The 15317-nt window shown below is 57.7% G+C and carries 14 protein-coding genes; all 14 read left to right on the top strand.

The window, feature by feature from the left end:
- Positions 1-330: 330 nt before the first annotated feature.
- The gene (locus tag ACIQ0G_RS05795; protein ID WP_395628492.1) at positions 331-1332 is read left to right on the top strand and encodes a cysteine synthase A; all 1002 of its coding nucleotides are present in this window, start codon (positions 331-333) and stop codon (positions 1330-1332) included.
- Positions 1333-1361: 29 nt separating this feature from the next.
- Positions 1362-1637, top strand: a complete 276-nt coding sequence (locus ACIQ0G_RS05790; protein WP_397577088.1) for a hypothetical protein — start codon at positions 1362-1364, stop codon at positions 1635-1637.
- Between the two features lie 50 nt (positions 1638-1687).
- Complete coding sequence (locus tag ACIQ0G_RS05785; RefSeq protein ID WP_397577087.1) at positions 1688-2476, top strand: Gldg family protein; 789 nt, start codon at positions 1688-1690, stop codon at positions 2474-2476.
- A gap of 305 nt (positions 2477-2781) precedes the next feature.
- Positions 2782-3270, top strand: a complete 489-nt coding sequence (locus tag ACIQ0G_RS05780) for a division/cell wall cluster transcriptional repressor MraZ (RefSeq protein ID WP_183941288.1) — start codon at positions 2782-2784, stop codon at positions 3268-3270.
- Positions 3267-4223, top strand: coding sequence for a 16S rRNA (cytosine(1402)-N(4))-methyltransferase RsmH (rsmH, locus tag ACIQ0G_RS05775; RefSeq protein ID WP_397577086.1), 957 nt, complete (start codon positions 3267-3269; stop codon positions 4221-4223). Before ACIQ0G_RS05780 ends, rsmH begins: the two co-directional genes overlap by 4 nt.
- 8 nt (positions 4224-4231) lie before the next feature.
- Entirely contained in the window at positions 4232-4876 is a 645-nt protein-coding gene (locus tag ACIQ0G_RS05770) for a hypothetical protein (RefSeq protein ID WP_397577085.1), read from the top strand.
- Positions 4876-6612 (top strand): peptidoglycan D,D-transpeptidase FtsI family protein, encoded by a 1737-nt coding sequence (locus ACIQ0G_RS05765; RefSeq protein ID WP_397577084.1) that lies wholly within the window; start codon positions 4876-4878, stop codon positions 6610-6612. The genes ACIQ0G_RS05770 and ACIQ0G_RS05765 overlap by 1 nt, the downstream gene beginning before the upstream one ends.
- Entirely contained in the window at positions 6612-8039 is a 1428-nt protein-coding gene (locus ACIQ0G_RS05760; RefSeq protein ID WP_397577083.1) for a UDP-N-acetylmuramoyl-L-alanyl-D-glutamate--2,6-diaminopimelate ligase, read from the top strand. The genes ACIQ0G_RS05765 and ACIQ0G_RS05760 overlap by 1 nt, the downstream gene beginning before the upstream one ends.
- Positions 8036-9421 carry a UDP-N-acetylmuramoyl-tripeptide--D-alanyl-D-alanine ligase gene (gene murF / locus ACIQ0G_RS05755; protein WP_397577082.1) on the top strand — a complete coding sequence of 462 codons (1386 nt, stop codon included), beginning with the start codon at positions 8036-8038 and terminating at the stop codon, positions 9419-9421. Before ACIQ0G_RS05760 ends, murF begins: the two co-directional genes overlap by 4 nt.
- Entirely contained in the window at positions 9421-10491 is a 1071-nt protein-coding gene (gene mraY / locus ACIQ0G_RS05750; protein WP_397577081.1) for a phospho-N-acetylmuramoyl-pentapeptide-transferase, read from the top strand. The genes murF and mraY overlap by 1 nt, the downstream gene beginning before the upstream one ends.
- Positions 10488-11777, top strand: coding sequence for a UDP-N-acetylmuramoyl-L-alanine--D-glutamate ligase (murD, locus tag ACIQ0G_RS05745; RefSeq protein WP_397577080.1), 1290 nt, complete (start codon positions 10488-10490; stop codon positions 11775-11777). Before mraY ends, murD begins: the two co-directional genes overlap by 4 nt.
- Positions 11774-12988, top strand: coding sequence for an FtsW/RodA/SpoVE family cell cycle protein (locus tag ACIQ0G_RS05740; RefSeq protein ID WP_397577079.1), 1215 nt, complete (start codon positions 11774-11776; stop codon positions 12986-12988). The genes murD and ACIQ0G_RS05740 overlap by 4 nt, the downstream gene beginning before the upstream one ends.
- Positions 12989-12993: 5 nt before the next feature.
- On the top strand, positions 12994-14175 hold the full coding sequence (gene murG, locus ACIQ0G_RS05735) for an undecaprenyldiphospho-muramoylpentapeptide beta-N-acetylglucosaminyltransferase (protein ID WP_397577078.1): 1182 nt from the start codon (positions 12994-12996) through the stop codon (positions 14173-14175).
- Positions 14172-15317: UDP-N-acetylmuramate--L-alanine ligase (gene murC, locus ACIQ0G_RS05730; RefSeq protein ID WP_397577077.1), on the top strand; the 1146-nt coding region annotated here is incomplete at its 3' end. The genes murG and murC, both read left to right, overlap by 4 nt.

The following is a 15317-nucleotide window of genomic DNA, read 5'->3' as shown; positions in this document are numbered from 1 at the left end:
GCCGTGAAAATCATCTGTTTGCGGTGCGGCTGCTGAAGCGCCGGTGCTGCCGGTCTGTTGCGCATAAGCAGGTACAGACAGCGCAACCGACAATGCTGTCATGCTGGCGGCGAAAACGTGAAAGCGAGCAATTTTCATGAGATTGGTGTGATCCTGTCATGTATTTGGCGACTGTGGGACGATCCGTATAGAATATGATATAATATATCAATACCTAATTCCCATTCGGCGGCGCGGGCGATGTCTTGGGGTCTTAATGGCGCGCCGCAGACTGCCCTTTACGCGACACCGGGTTGCGGACGGCCAACAACGCGACTAACTATCCCGGCTATGAACATGCTGACTTCGACATTGGATTTAATTGGCAACACACCGCTGGTCCGCTTGAAAGGCCCGAGCGAGGCGGCGGGTTGCGACATTTTTGGCAAGTGCGAATTTGCCAATCCCGGCGCGTCGGTGAAAGATCGCGCGGCATTATACATTGTGCGCGATGCCGAACGGCAGGGGCTGTTGCAGCCCGGCGGCACGATTGTGGAAGGGACAGCGGGTAATACCGGTATCGGTCTTGCGCTCGTTGCCAATGCGCTGGGGTACAAAACGATCATCGTCATGCCCGAAACGCAAAGCCAGGAGAAAAAAGACACGTTGCGCGCGCTTGGCGCCGAGCTCGTGCTTGTTCCTGCCGCGCCTTATTCCAACCCCGGGCATTTCGTGCACACCTCGCGCCGCTTGGCCGAGGAAACCGACAATGCGGTGTGGGCGAACCAGTTTGATAACATCGCCAACCGCCGCGCGCATATCGAAACCACGGCCGAAGAAATCTGGGCGCAAATGGAGGGCAGGGTTGATGGCTTTACCTGTGCCGCAGGGACGGGCGGAACCATCGCTGGCGTAGGACTTGGCCTGAAGGCGAAGGATGAAAATGTCACCATCGCCTTGACGGATCCGCATGGTGCATCGCTGTATAATTATTATGCCAATGGTGAATTAAGCGCGGAAGGCACGTCGGTTGCCGAGGGCATTGGTCAGGGACGCATCACCGCCAATCTGGATGGCGCGCCGATTGATACGCAGTTCCGCATATCGGACGAAGAGGGCATGATATGGGTCCGGCGTTTGTTGGCGGAGGAGGGGCTGTGCCTTGGCCTATCCTCAGGCATTAACGTCGCCGGTGCGGTCGCCTTGGGCAAACAGCTTGGCCCAAAAGCGCGTATCGCAACGATATTGTGCGACACGGGTTTCCGGTATCTGTCGACGATTTACAATCCGGAATGGATGCGCAGCAAAAATCTAGACCCCATGCCTTGGCAAATGGACAGCGCGGCGCAATAACGCGTTCGACGGTTTACAGGAGATCGCAGGTGATTGAGCAAAAGCAATCCGCAATTCAGCGTATTCAGGTCGGCGTGGTTGGCTTGGTCGTCGTGCTCCTGTTCGTCACCTTGGCGACGATGGTCTTGGATCGCGTCAGCGACAGCCCGCAGACGGCGGGAACAATGGACGCGACGCCGATTACCGAAATGAAGAAACAAACCCCGGATGAGCCTTTGGCGGAACTGGGCGTGACCCCGGTGGCCAAGGATGAAAGCGCCACGAAGCCGATGAGCGCCACACCACCGCGCGGCCGGCCGCAGTAACAATTATAATGAACTTGCGTGCGCGTCTCGGCGGCAAAAGGCGCCCGCTTTTGCTGCTGCTCGCCGTTGCGCTGGTGTTCCTGTCGTCGCTGCTGGCTTATGCCTTTACCCAGCCTGCGCCCGATGGCCCGAAACCAGCTTTGGGGTTGATGACCACGCTGCCGCTGCAATGGAGCGAGGGCGGCGTTGAAGCGGATCTTGCCGAAGATGCGCAGCCGCACCCTGCGTTCGCGCGGCTCAGCGAAAGCTATGATGTTCAGCCGCTCGATGATGTGCGCGACCTTGCAGAACGCCGCATGCTGTTGTTGGCGCAGCCGCGGGCATTTAGCCCGGCCGAGCTTGTCCAACTCGATAGCTGGGTGCGCAAGGGCGGGCGGATATTGATCCTCGCCGATCCTGCTCTGCAGTGGGGAAGCCTTTATCCCTTGGGCGATAAGCGCAGGCCGTTGTTCACATCAATGCTATCGCCCTTATTTGCGCATTGGGGCCTTGAACTTGTGCTGCCCATTGCCGATGCGGAACCGATGGCTATCCGCAAGATTGGCAAACTGAGCATCCGCACGCAGACGCCTGGCGAGTGGCTAAAAATCAACCGCGGCGGTTCAGCGCGATGCGCTTTAGCGGAAGGCGGCCTTTTGGCGGATTGCAAGATTGGCAAAGGACGCGCTTTGCTCATCGCCGACGCCGATTTGCTCGATACGGCCTATTGGGAAGGACGGGGCATGCGCGTGCTGACTGGCGGCGATGAATTCGGCAATTTGGCGTGGGTGGAAGCATTGCTGGCGCGATTGCACGAAAGCGATTCCATATCCGGGGATTTTGTGGGACATTCGGGGTAGAAATGGGCTTGGCACCGGAAATCTGCGGAAAATCCATGCTTCACACGCATATCTGCCCAAGGTTTCATGTTCATTTTGCACATTATTTTTATATGAGGAAAAAAATTATATAATGTTTTCAGTGTATTAATATTTGTCACCCTAATTTTCCCATAAAATCCCTCTTTTCATCCATAAAATCCCTTGCTATGCAGAGTCATCCAAGGGGTGGATAACTGACAATATCGGTCGTTACGGCGTCCGCATGGCAAAGGGCTTTGCCATGACTGTCGTTCTGCGCCCTTTTTATAGGGGTGTTTCGGACGGTGTCAGCGTTGGTGGTCTATGCAGGTTCGGGGGTGTCGGGTGTCGACGCCAAGGGCCGCACGACTATACCCGCCGAGATCCGCGACAGCGTATTGCAATCCAGCGGCAGCAACAGCGTTTGTATCTCGCGCCACAGCAGCCTTCCTTGCCTCATCGGTTTTGGCAGTGCCGAACGCCTCAAGCTGCGCGCAGATATCGAGGCGCAATGGCAGAGCGCCGTTAACCGCGGCACAGACTTTGACCGCGAACTGGCTGGCGTTTCGGCATCTTCCATCTTTGAAACCGCTTTTGAAGCCAGCGGCCGTTTCGTGCTGTCGCCGATGCTCAAGCATTTTGGTCGCATTGACGACCGTGCCTTTTTCTTCGGTGCGACCACGCACTTCATGCTTTGGAACCCTGACGTTTTCCTGAAAGAAGCGCCAGCCGCGTTCAACCCCGTCAAGGACGAGCTCAATTACTGGCTGTCCCAAGGCAAGCGCGACAAATGAGCGCGCCGGCCCCCCATATTCCAGTCTTACTGGATGAAGTGATTCACTCTCTTGCCATCACCCCTGGCGATGAGATCGTGGATGGTACCTTTGGTGCAGGCGGATACAGCCAAGCGATACTGGCTGGCGGTGCGCGCGTTTACGCGTTCGATCGCGATCCTGATGCACTATCAGAAGGTGCGGACCTTGCAGGCCGCAGTGAGGGCGCTTTGCGTCTTTACCCGGCCTGCTTTTCTATCATGGACGACGTTTTGATGGCCGACGACATAATGTCGGTCGATGGCGTTGTTCTCGACATCGGCGTATCGTCAATGCAGCTCGACCGCGCAGAGCGTGGCTTTTCTTTCCAGAAAGATGGCCCGCTCGATATGCGCATGGCGCAGGACGGCATGTCCGCCGCTGATTTTGTCAACGAAGCCGACGAAGCCGATATTGCCGATATCATCTATCGTTATGGCGAAGAACACCGCTCGCGGCGCATCGCCCGTGCCATCGTTGCGGCACGGCCCATCACAACCACCGCGCAGCTCGCGGCCATCGTTCGTAAAGCCGTCGGTCACAAGCCCGGCGCGCCAAAAGACCCCGCCACCCGGGCGTTTCAGGCGATCCGCATTCATGTGAACCGCGAGCTGGATGAATTGACCGACGGATTGGAAGCTGCCGAGCGCATGCTCAAGCCCGGCGGCCGCCTTGCTGTTGTGACGTTCCACAGCCTTGAAGATCGCATCGTGAAGCAATTCCTGCGTCGCCGCAGTGGCGCGGAAAGTGCTGGCTCACGTCATGCGCCGATGGTCGGCAGCGCCGGACCGCAACCCACTTTTGAAAAGGCGGATAAAGCCATTCGCCCGTCAGAAGCCGAACTTTCCCGCAACCCAAGGTCGCGTTCCGCCACCTTGCGTTCCGCAACCCGCACACATGCACCCGCATGGGCAACAGGAGGACTGGCAGCATGAGTCTCGCCATGCAACGACTTAGAAACCTGGGCTGGCTTGCGCTGGTGTTTATGGTTGCGATCCTGCTCTACCCGTTGTCGCTGAACGTCGCGGCGATGCACAGCGACCTTGTCGCGGTTGACCGTGAAATTATGGACACGAAGCGGGAAATCAGCTTCCTTCAGGCGGAAATCCGCACGCGCGCCAGCCTGCAGCAGTTGGAAGAGTGGAACGAACTTTTGTACGGTTATCAGCCCCCTGCGGCGGACCAATTTGTCAATGGCGAAGCTGCGCTTGCCAGCCTGACTGGCGATCTTCCTGAGACCAAGCCTGTGATGATGGCCGCTGCAAGCGTTCCGGCACCCCAAGTTGTTGCCGAGCCTGCGGTAGTAAAGGAAGCCGTTGCTGAAACGCCAAAGCAAGCAGCGCCAAAGGCTGCTGCCACGAAGGCCGTTGCCACGAAGGCTGTCGCCACTAAGGCCGCCGCCACGAAGCTTGCGGCCAACGACGTTAAAATCTTCGCCACCCCAGTAAAGCGTGCTGCGGCGAAAGTAGAGGCTCCGAAAGTAGAGCAGAGCCGCACCGAGCGTTTGGCGCGGATGGATGAAAAGCTTTTGTCGGACGACCTTTTGCGCGATATTTCGGCAAAAGCTGCTAACGAACGCCGCCGTTAATGACGCCGCAAACGGCCCGCACCACGACCCGGAAAAGCGGCGTCGGTACGCCTCCGTTTGCAGCGCACGGTTTTTGGCGGCTGCTGGTTTTACTCGCCGCTTTTGGCATGTTCGTCGTCTTGCTCATCGGGCGCTTAGCGACGCTCGCCTTATTTGAAAGCTCGCGGGCTTATGGGGCAACCAGCACGGAATATGTGCCCGAGCGCGGCGATATCGTTGACCGCAACGGCGTTCCGTTGGCGCGCAGCATCTATGGTTATGCCATTTGGGTGAAGCCCGCTGACCTGTTGGGCGACCGCAAGCAATTGGCTAACCAGCTTGCCGCCATCTTCCCCGACACACCGGCTGCAGAATTTTATGCCAAGTTGACCGCTGACAAACCCGGCTATCTGCGCAAACGCGCGCTGCCCGAGCAAGTCAAACAGGTCCACGACCTTGGCGAGATTGCCATTGAATTCCCGCGTGAGGCAACGCGTCTGTACCCGCAGCATGACATGGCCGCGCACGTTCTCGGTTTCGTAAACCGCGATGGCCGCGGTGCGATGGGGATGGAGCGGGTCATGAACGATCATCTGCGCGACCCTTCGAAGCGGTCGACTCCGCTGAACTTGGCTTTGGATGTCCGCGTGCAGGCCGCGCTTGAAAGCGAGCTTGCTTCGGGTATGACCGCAACGAACGCCAAAGGTGGCGCTGGCGTCATATTGGATGTCACGACGGGTGAGGTAGTCGCCATGGCAACATTGCCGTCGTTCAACCCCAACCGGCCGTCGTTCGCAAATATTCCGGACCTTGGACAGCCGATTGTCGATGGCCGCTACCCGATTTCGCGGCAAACGAACAACGTCACCAACCGCGTGTATGAACTCGGCTCCACCTTCAAACCGCTGACCGTGGCCGCTGCGTTGGACGCAGGCACAGTGCGCGACCTTTCGGTTCGGTATGATGCGACCAAGCCGCTGCAATTCGGCAGGTTTAAAATCCGGGATTCGCATCCGTCGGACCGCTGGATGAACACGCCCGAGGCATTGATTCACAGTTCGAATATTGTAACTGCACAAATTTCTGACCAATTGGGTGCTGCCCGTATGGATGCGATGTTGCGCACCATGCATTTTAATGCGCGTCCCGACATCGAATTGGCAGAAAAGGCCATGCCGCTCTATCCCAAATCATGGGATCGCCTGACCAATATGACCGTTGGTTTCGGACATGGTATCGCGGTTACACCCATGCATTTGGCCAGCGCATATGCGGCGATGGTCAATGGCGGCATTTATCGGCCGGCCACGATGTTCAAGACGAAATCGGATGCCAAAATTCCCGGCAAGCGCGTCTTTACCGCGGCGACCAGCGCGCGGATGCGGCAGTTGATGCGCATGATCGTCGTCGACGGCACGGGCAACAAAGCCGACGCCTTGGGCTATCGCGTCGGTGGGAAGACAGGATCGGCCGAAAAGCCAGGCGTTGGCGGTTACAACCGTACGCTGGTTGTTTCGACTTTTGCGGCGGCTTTCCCGATGGATAACCCGCGTTATGTTGTGCTTGTCATGCTGGATGAGCCAAAGGGCACGGAAGCATCAAGCTTTCAGCGGACGGCAGGCTATACCGCGGCGCCGGTGGTGCAGAAGACGATTACGCGTATCGGTCCGTTGATGGGAATTATCCCTGACATGAAACGCGATGTTGATGTATCGGAACTGATGCCTTTACTGTGGAAGGCGAAGGGAGAGCAATAGTGAAGCTCGGGCAATTGGTAAGCGATGCCGATCCGGCATTTGCCGACGGAACAGTGACCGGCTTTGCCATCGACCATCGGAAGATTGCGCCCGGAACAGTTTTTGGTGCCTTTCAGGGTGCCAGTTTCAACGGCGAAGATTTTATCGATGCCGCGATTGCCGCGGGTGCGGTGGCTATCGTCGCGCGTCCTGAGGCAAAGGTCGTTGGCGCATTGCATGTCGCTGATGCGGAACCACGCCGCGCGTTTGCGCAATTGGCCGCCAATTATTTCCGTCCCTTTCCCGGACAGATCGCAGCCGTCACGGGCACAAATGGCAAGACATCAACAGCTGAACTCACCCGCCAGCTGTGGCGGATGGCGGGGCACAATGCGGCGTCGATCGGCACATTGGGCATTACAACGGCGTCGGACCAAACAACGACGGGACTGACAACGCCCGATATTGTGACCTTTCTTGCGAACATGTCCGGTCTGGCCCGCGAAGGCGTAAGCCATGCGATATTTGAAGCGTCCAGCCACGGTCTGTCGCAATATCGCAGCGAAGGCGTTCGGGTTTCGGTCGCCGCATTCACGAATTTGAGCCGCGATCACCTTGATTATCATGGCACGATGGAAAGCTATTTTGACGCCAAAATGCGTTTGTTCGATGAGGTCGTCGATGAAAATGGCTGCGCCGTCATCTGGGCAGATGATATCTGGTCGGACCAAGTCATTGCAAGGGCGCGTAAACGCGACCTGCGGATGATTACCGTGGGCGAAAAGGGCAAGGGTGTGCAATTGCTCTCGCGCGAAGCCACGCAGCTTGGCCAGACGCTTGAGCTGCGGATTCAAGGTGACGTGTACAAAGTGAAACTGCCGCTGATTGGCGCGTATCAGGCCGCAAACGCGCTTGTCGCCGCTGGCGTTGTGATGGCGAGTGGCGGCGACGTGGAAAGCCTGCTGTCGCATCTCGCGCGGTTGCAGCCCGTCCGTGGCCGACTGGAGCGCGCCGTTATCACCAAAAGCGGCGCACCCGTTTATGTCGATTATGCCCATACGCCCGACGGCCTGCGCGCGGCAATCGCGGCATTGCGTCCGCATACAAAGGGCAAGCTGATCACGGTATTTGGTGCAGGCGGTGACCGCGACACGGGCAAGCGTCCGGAAATGGGTGCGGTTGCGGTTGCGGATTCCGACATTGTGATTGTGACCGACGATAATCCACGCAGCGAAGATCCATCACTTATTCGCGCAGACATCATGGCCGGCGCGCCCGGGGCACATGAAATTGGCGACCGGCGCTATGCCATTGCCTTTGCCATCGAACATGCCGAACCTGATGATATCGTCCTGATCGCGGGCAAGGGGCACGAACAAGGGCAAATCATCATGGGCCGCGTTTTGCCGTTTGACGATGTCGAAGTCGCGCGGGAATGCGCAGCATGACGCCCTTATGGACTTTTGAAGAATTGCTCGCCGCGACCGGCGGGACGGCTGCCGGACATTTTGACGTCCATGGCGTTGCGTTCGATTCCCGCGAAATCGGCGCGGGGGATTTGTTCTTTGCGCTCAAGGGTGCCGAGACCGACGGGCATCGGTTCATCGAAACAGCATTTGCCAATGGCGCCGCCGGCGCGATCGTTTCGCAGCCCGTACCTTTCCCGCATATTCTGGTCAGCGACACGATGCAGGCGCTTGAGGCACTTGGCCATGCGTCACGCGCACGGACCAAGGCCAAGATTATCGGCGTAACGGGCTCTGCGGGTAAAACGGGGACGAAAGAGGCGCTTTATGCTGCGCTGGACCGCTATTCACGCGGGCGCGCGCACCGGTCGGTTAAAAGCTATAACAATCATGTCGGCGTACCGCTTAGCCTCGCGCGCATGCCCGCTGACTGCGACTTCGGCATTTTCGAAATGGGCATGAACCATGCCGGTGAAATGCGGGCGCTCAGCAAGATTGTGCGTCCCGACGTCGCGATTATTACCACGATTGCCCCGGCGCATATCGAATTTTTCAAGGACGAGGGCGCCATTGCAGATGCGAAGGCCGAGATATTTGAAGGCTTGGCCGACGGTGGCACGGCCATCCTGCCCGCCGATAGTCCCCATTATGCGCGGCTTCGTGCGGCTGCGGAAAAATATACCGGCAATGTCATGTCCTTTGGCTTTAGCGCGGATGCCGATGTCCGCGTGGTCGACCATATGCCTGCAGAGGGCGGCACGCTGATCACCGCGAAAGTGCGCGACAATATGCTGTCCTTCACGCTGTCGCAGCCCGGCGCGCATTGGATTGCCAACAGCATGGCGGTGTTGGCTGCGGTTAGCGCAGCAGGCGGCGATTTGGCTTCGGCTGGACTTGCCATGGCGGAAATGGGCGGCCTTGCCGGGCGCGGCGCGCGCCATGTTATTCGCATTAGCGACGGTACGGGCCATCTTATTGACGAAAGCTACAACGCCAACCCTGCATCGATGCTGGCGACGATTGGCCAGTTGGGACAAGCATCCAGTGGCCGCCGGATTGCCGTTTTGGGTTCGATGAAAGAACTCGGAGCAAAAAGTGCGCAATATCACAGCGCACTCGCCGCACCCTTGGCCGCCGCACAGGTGGATTTTGCACTGCTCGTCGGTCAAGAGATGGAAATTCTCGCCCAAGAGTTGAACGCAGGGGTTGAGGGGCCAGCCAATTTCGCGCATTGCGCGACCGCGCAGGAGGCATTGGCCCTTCTGCAAAATTATCTTTGCGCATCAGACACGATATTGGTCAAAGGTTCCAATAGTATGGGACTTTCCTCCATCGTCAGCGCGCTGACGGGTGGGAAAAACTAATGCTATATATATTGGCTGAATATCTTGGTTTCCCGGGTATTTTGAACCTTATCCGCTATCTCAGTTTCCGTTCGGGGGCAGCCGTTGCCACCGCGCTGATTATCGGTCTGCTAATCGGTCCGCGCTTCATCAGCATGCTGCGTGTCCGTCAGGGCAAGGGCCAGCCCATTCGCAGCGACGGCCCGCAATCACACCTCGCCAAGGTCGGCACGCCGACTATGGGCGGCCTGATGATATTGGTGTCGGTCGGTGTCTCTATGTTGCTGTGGATGGACCTGACCAATGTGTATGTTTGGGCGTGTCTGCTGGTGACAGCAGGCTTTGGCACCGTCGGGTTCCTTGACGATTATGATAAGGTCAAAAAGCGCAGTCACAAGGGCGTTTCGGGCAGGGTCCGGCTGCTTATGGAGTTTGCGATTGCGGGCGTTGCGGTATCGCTGATTGTCTCGCAATCGGGCGGTATGTTGTATCTGCCCTTCGTCAAAGGCCCCGTTGTTGATCTGGGTTGGTGGTATGTGCCTTTTGGCGCGTTTGTCATCGTGTCCTTTGGCAATGCGGTGAACCTGACCGATGGTCTTGACGGATTGGCCACGATGCCGGTGATTATCGCCTCCATCGCGTTCATGCTGATCGTCTATATGGTCGGTAACGCCAAATATGCGGCTTATTTGGGTATCCCCTTTTACTTGGGCGCTGGCGATCTTGCGATGTTGTGCGGTGCCATCGTTGGCGCTGGTTTGGCGTTCCTGTGGTTCAACGCGCCGCCTGCTGCTGTGTTCATGGGTGATACCGGCAGCCTTGCCCTTGGCGGCACATTGGGCGCTATCGCCGTTGTCGCACATCATGAATTCGTGCTCGCCATCATCGGCGGGCTTTTCGTGATTGAGGCGCTGTCGGTCATCATTCAGGTGTTCTGGTTCAAACGCACCGGAAAGCGTATTTTCCGCATGGCACCCATCCACCATCATTTTGAACAGCTTGGCTGGTCGGAACCAACCGTTGTTATCCGTTTTTGGATTGTCGCTTTCGTACTCGCGCTTGCAGGTCTATCGACCCTCAAGCTCAGATGATTACAACACCCGCCTTCAAAGACCGTAAGTTTGCGATACTGGGGCTTGCGCGCTCCGGCCTTGCAGCTGCGCGGTCGCTTGTTGCGGGCGGGGCCGAAATCCTTGCATGGGATAATGACGAGGGCGCGCGTGCCAAAATTGCCGATATCGCGAATATTGGCGATCCGTTGCTCGCGGACCTGTCTGGCTATGATGCGATTGTTGTGTCGCCCGGCGTGCCCATCAACCGCCATCCCATAGCGGACAAGGCGAAGGCCGAAGGGCTTCCGTTAATCGGCGACATCGAATTATTCGCAATGGCGCGGGCAAGCCTGCCGCCGCACCATGTTGTTGGCATTACCGGCACCAATGGGAAATCGACGACGACGGCCTTGGTCCACCATCTGTTGAGTAGCGCTGGGTTGCCCGTTCGCATGGGCGGAAACATTGGCTTGCCAATTTTGTCGCAGGCACCGTTGCCAGCAGGCGGCGTATATGTGTTGGAACTTTCCAGCTACCAGATCGACATTACCCACTCTCTGTCATGCGATGCGGCGGCGCTGATTAATCTGTCGCCCGATCATTTGGATCGCTATGATGGGTATGCAGGCTATGTCGCGTCAAAGGCGCGGCTGTTCGACATGCAGGCTGGAAGCACGCATTCCGTCTTTGGCAAAGGTGACGCCGATACCGAGCAGGTCTATCGCGATGTGCTTGCGCGGCGCGGCGCCGAATTGGTCCATCTGGCAGACCCGGCGATGGTCACAGGGCAGGCGGACTGGCCTTCGTTGCAAGGCCCCCATAATCTGCAGAATATCGCTGTTGCCATCGCGATCGTGGAATCGCTCGGCGTGACGGAGGCGCAATGGCGCCCGGCAATGGCGACATTTCAGGGTCTTGCGCACCGGATGGAGGTCGTTGCCGAACGCAATGGCGTCTTGTTCGTTAATGACAGCAAAGCCACCAATGCAGCATCGACTGCACCCGCGCTCGCGGCCTATCCACGCGTGCACTGGATCGTCGGCGGTTTGCCGAAATCAGATAATCTGGATGAGTGCATTCCCAATTTCGGCCATGTCGTGAAAGCCTATACCATTGGTGAGGCGGGACCATTGTTTAACGAGCTGCTGTCACCGCATATGCCGGTCGAGCGTAGCGAAATGATGGGCACTGCGGTCTGTTCCGCTGCGGCCCAAGCCGAACCAGGCGATGTTATCATGCTGTCGCCCGCTTGCGCGTCGTTCGACCAGTTCAAAGATTTTGAGGCGCGCGGTGACGCGTTCCGGGCGATTGTTGAGGCGTTATGAGCGGCGAACGTAAAGAAGTCCCTTGGGTACTGGCCGCAAAGACCGGCAAAATCGGTTTTGCGAACCGGCTTGGCCGCGGCGACCGATCGCCACTTGGCGTATGGTTCTGGGAACTCGACCGCGTGCTGCTGTCGCTCATGATGGTGTTGATCGCGGTTGGGTTGTTGGCTGTTGCTGCGGCCTCGCCTGCGGGTGCGCAGCGCCTGTCGTCGTCCACAACGCAATTGTCATCCTTATACTTCTTTTACCGGCAATTGATGTGGGTGATTGTCGGGGTGCCGTTGATGCTTCTCGTATCGATGTATCCACGCGAACAGGCCCGCCGCTTTGGGGTTTTTGGCTTTTGCATATTCTTCGTGCTGCTGGCGCTTGTGCCCATCATTGGCCGCGAGGTGAACGGGTCGCAACGCTGGATTGGTGCGGGTTTTGCAGGGCTTCAGCCTTCTGAATTTCTGAAGCCCTTTTACGCCGTCGCAATGGCGTGGATTATCAGCTGGCGTTTGAAAGACCCATCCTTGCCGGTACTTGTCTTAAGCAGCATCGTGACGGGTTTCGTCTGCTTCCTCTTGTTGTTGCAGCCTGACCTTGGCCAGACCATCTTGTTCATGGGCACATGGTTTGCGTTGATGATGGTCTCCGGCGTCCCGGCATCACGGCTTTGGGGACTGATCATCAGCGGCGTGGTGTTTATCGTGCTGGCCTATAATTTCTATCCGGTCGCAACGCAGCGCATCGATGCATGGATTTTCGGAACCGAAGGGCTGACGCATGACAAAATGGCGATGGCGACGATGACCAACGGTGGCTTCTTTGGTCTTGGCCCCGGTCTTGGTATCAAAAAATATTCGCTGCCTGAAGGGCACACCGATTATATCTTCTCCGTCATCGGTGAAGAATTCGGTCTGTTGGCGTGCATGCTTATCGCCATTTTGTATTTCGCCATATTGGTCCGCATCATCATTCGCCTGCTCGATGAAAAAGACCAGTTCGTGGTTCTCGCCGTAACCGGGCTTGGCGCGCAATTTTGTGGTCAGGCGATGATAAACATGGCCGTGAACCTTGGCGTCTTTCCGTCAAAGGGCATGACCTTGCCGTTTATCAGTTACGGTGGATCGTCCATTTTGGCGCTGTCGGTGGCCTGTGGTCTCATCTTGGCGCTGACGAAGCGAAACCCATATCTTGACCGGTCGCTGTATATGGTGAAGGGATAGCGGCCATGACGATTTCTCGGCATTATGTGTTGGCCGCTGGCGGGACAGGGGGGCATCTTATCCCTGCATTCGCGCTGGGGCAGGAACTTCTGAATAGAGGCCACCACGTTGCGCTGATAACCGATGCGCGCGGCGCTAAAATTCCGGGCTGCCCCGAAAAGATCGCGACGCATATTTTGCCCGCTGGCCGTATCACGAAAAGCCCGCGCAGTTGGCTGCCCGGCATTCGGGCTATCGCTGAAGGTCGCATGATGGCGCGGCGCTTTTACGCCGGCTTTGACCCAACGGCCGTTGTCGGCTTTGGCGGATATCCCGCATTCCCTGCCTTGTTGGGCGCATTTGCCGAAAAAATTCCGACGATCATTCACGAACAAAATGCCGTGCTCGGCCGCGTCAATCGCTTCACCGCGCGGCAGGTGAACGCTATTGCGACGGCCTATCCCGACGTGCTGCGTCTGTCGCCGCGTTATGCGAGCAAGGTGCATCTGGTTGGAAATCCGATCCGCGAAGACGTGTTGGCGCTGCGTGATGAGCCCTATCCGCCGCTTTTGGCCGACGGCATTTTTCGCGTGCTGGTGACGGGGGGGAGCCAAGGCGCGACCATATTGTCCGATATTGTCCCCGATGGCCTTGCCCGCCTGCCGCTGAATTTGCGCCGCCGTCTTCAGGTTACGCAGCAGTGCCGCGAAGAAGATATTGAAACGGTCCGTCAGGCATATGCCGCACATGACATTCCGGCGGAGCTCGCAACCTATCTGCCCGACCTGCCCGAACGGTTGGGCTGGGCGCATATAGTCATCGCGCGTGCGGGGGCATCAACGGTGTCCGAACTGACCTGCGCCGGACGTCCAGCGATTTTGGTGCCATTGCCAAGCGCGACCGATGATCACCAAAGCTACAACGTCAAAGAAATGGTCGCCGCCGGCGGCGCGCGCGCGATTGCGCAGCCCGCCTTCACCGCGGTTGAGCTCGCCAAGCAAATAGAAAAAATTGCGCTTGAACCCGGCGCGCTCGAAAATGCGGCAAAGGCGGCCAAAAGCTGTGGCCGTCCTAACGCCGTTTCCGATTTGGCTGACCTTGTGGAATCCTTTGGCCGCGCGCCAATCATGCATGGTCTTACCGCAAAGCCCGACACATCGGCATCCTTTGGTGCCGCACCCGCACTCGCACGAAAGAGCATATCATGAAGGGTGTCCCAACGGATATTGGCATCGTCCATTTTGTCGGCATTGGCGGCATCGGCATGTCCGGCATTGCCGAGGTCATGCACAATCTTGGCTATCAGGTGCAGGGCAGCGACATCGCCGACAGCTATGTTGTCGATGGCCTGCGCAAGCGCGGTATCAAGGTGATGATCGGGCATAGCGCGGATAACCTTGGCGATGCGGCTGTTGTGGTAACGTCCACTGCGGTCAAAAAAGGCAATCCCGAACGCGATGCTGCGCTTGAACGGCGCATTCCACTGGTGCGCCGCGCAGAAATGCTGGCCGAGCTGATGCGGTTGAAGAACACCGTTGCCGTGGCAGGGACGCATGGCAAGACAACGACGACGTCCATGATTGCCGCGATGCTCGACCATGGCGGCATTGACCCAACCGTGATTAACGGCGGCATCATCAACAGCTATGGGTCAAACGCGCGTCTGGGTGCGAGTGACTGGATGGTCGTTGAGGCCGACGAAAGCGACGGCAGCTTCCTGCGCCTTGATGGCACGCTGGCGGTTGTCACCAACATCGATCCAGAACATCTCGATCATTATGGCGATTTTGATGCCATCAAACGGGCCTTTGTCGAATTTGTCGAAAACGTGCCTTTTTATGGCGCGGCAATCATGTGCCTCGACCATCCAGAGGTTCAGGCGATTTTGCCCAAGATCCGCGATCGCCGGATTATCACTTATGGTTTTTCGGCGCAGGCCGACATTCGCGGCGAAAATGTAACACCTTTCCCCGGTGGCAATCGCTTCGATGTGGTTGTCCGCGCGCGCGACGGATCGCAACGCACGATAGAGGGCGTCGTCTTGCCAATGCCCGGACGGCATAATGTGCAAAATGCTTTGTCTGCCATCGCGGTCGGCCTTGAAATGGGTATGAGCGATGAAGCGGTCGCCCACGGCTTTGACAAATTTGGTGGTGTCAAACGGCGCTTTACCAAGGTTGGCGAAGTCGATGGTGTGACCATCATCGACGATTATGGCCATCACCCCGTTGAAATCCGCGCGGTTCTGTCTGCAGCACGCGAAGGCGCACAGGGCCGCGTGATTGCGGTGGCACAGCCGCATCGCTTCACCCGCCTGCGCGACCATATGGATGATTTCCAACAGGCGTTT

Source organism: Sphingorhabdus sp. (assembly GCF_044354325.1).
Classification (GTDB): domain Bacteria; phylum Pseudomonadota; class Alphaproteobacteria; order Sphingomonadales; family Sphingomonadaceae; genus Sphingorhabdus_B.
The sequence above is the reverse complement of the archived record's forward strand: the minus strand, read 5'-3'. Positions and strand labels throughout refer to the sequence as shown.

Coding starts and splice junctions, on each gene's coding strand:
- ACIQ0G_RS05795 (WP_395628492.1), top strand. CDS start 331: ATGAACATGCTGACTTCGACATTGGATTTAATTGGCAACACACCGCTG.
- rsmH (WP_397577086.1), top strand. CDS start 3,267: ATGAGCGCGCCGGCCCCCCATATTCCAGTCTTACTGGATGAAGTGATT.
- ACIQ0G_RS05770 (WP_397577085.1), top strand. CDS start 4,232: ATGCAACGACTTAGAAACCTGGGCTGGCTTGCGCTGGTGTTTATGGTT.
- ACIQ0G_RS05765 (WP_397577084.1), top strand. CDS start 4,876: ATGACGCCGCAAACGGCCCGCACCACGACCCGGAAAAGCGGCGTCGGT.
- murF (WP_397577082.1), top strand. CDS start 8,036: ATGACGCCCTTATGGACTTTTGAAGAATTGCTCGCCGCGACCGGCGGG.
- mraY (WP_397577081.1), top strand. CDS start 9,421: ATGCTATATATATTGGCTGAATATCTTGGTTTCCCGGGTATTTTGAAC.
- murD (WP_397577080.1), top strand. CDS start 10,488: ATGATTACAACACCCGCCTTCAAAGACCGTAAGTTTGCGATACTGGGG.
- ACIQ0G_RS05740 (WP_397577079.1), top strand. CDS start 11,774: ATGAGCGGCGAACGTAAAGAAGTCCCTTGGGTACTGGCCGCAAAGACC.
- murG (WP_397577078.1), top strand. CDS start 12,994: ATGACGATTTCTCGGCATTATGTGTTGGCCGCTGGCGGGACAGGGGGG.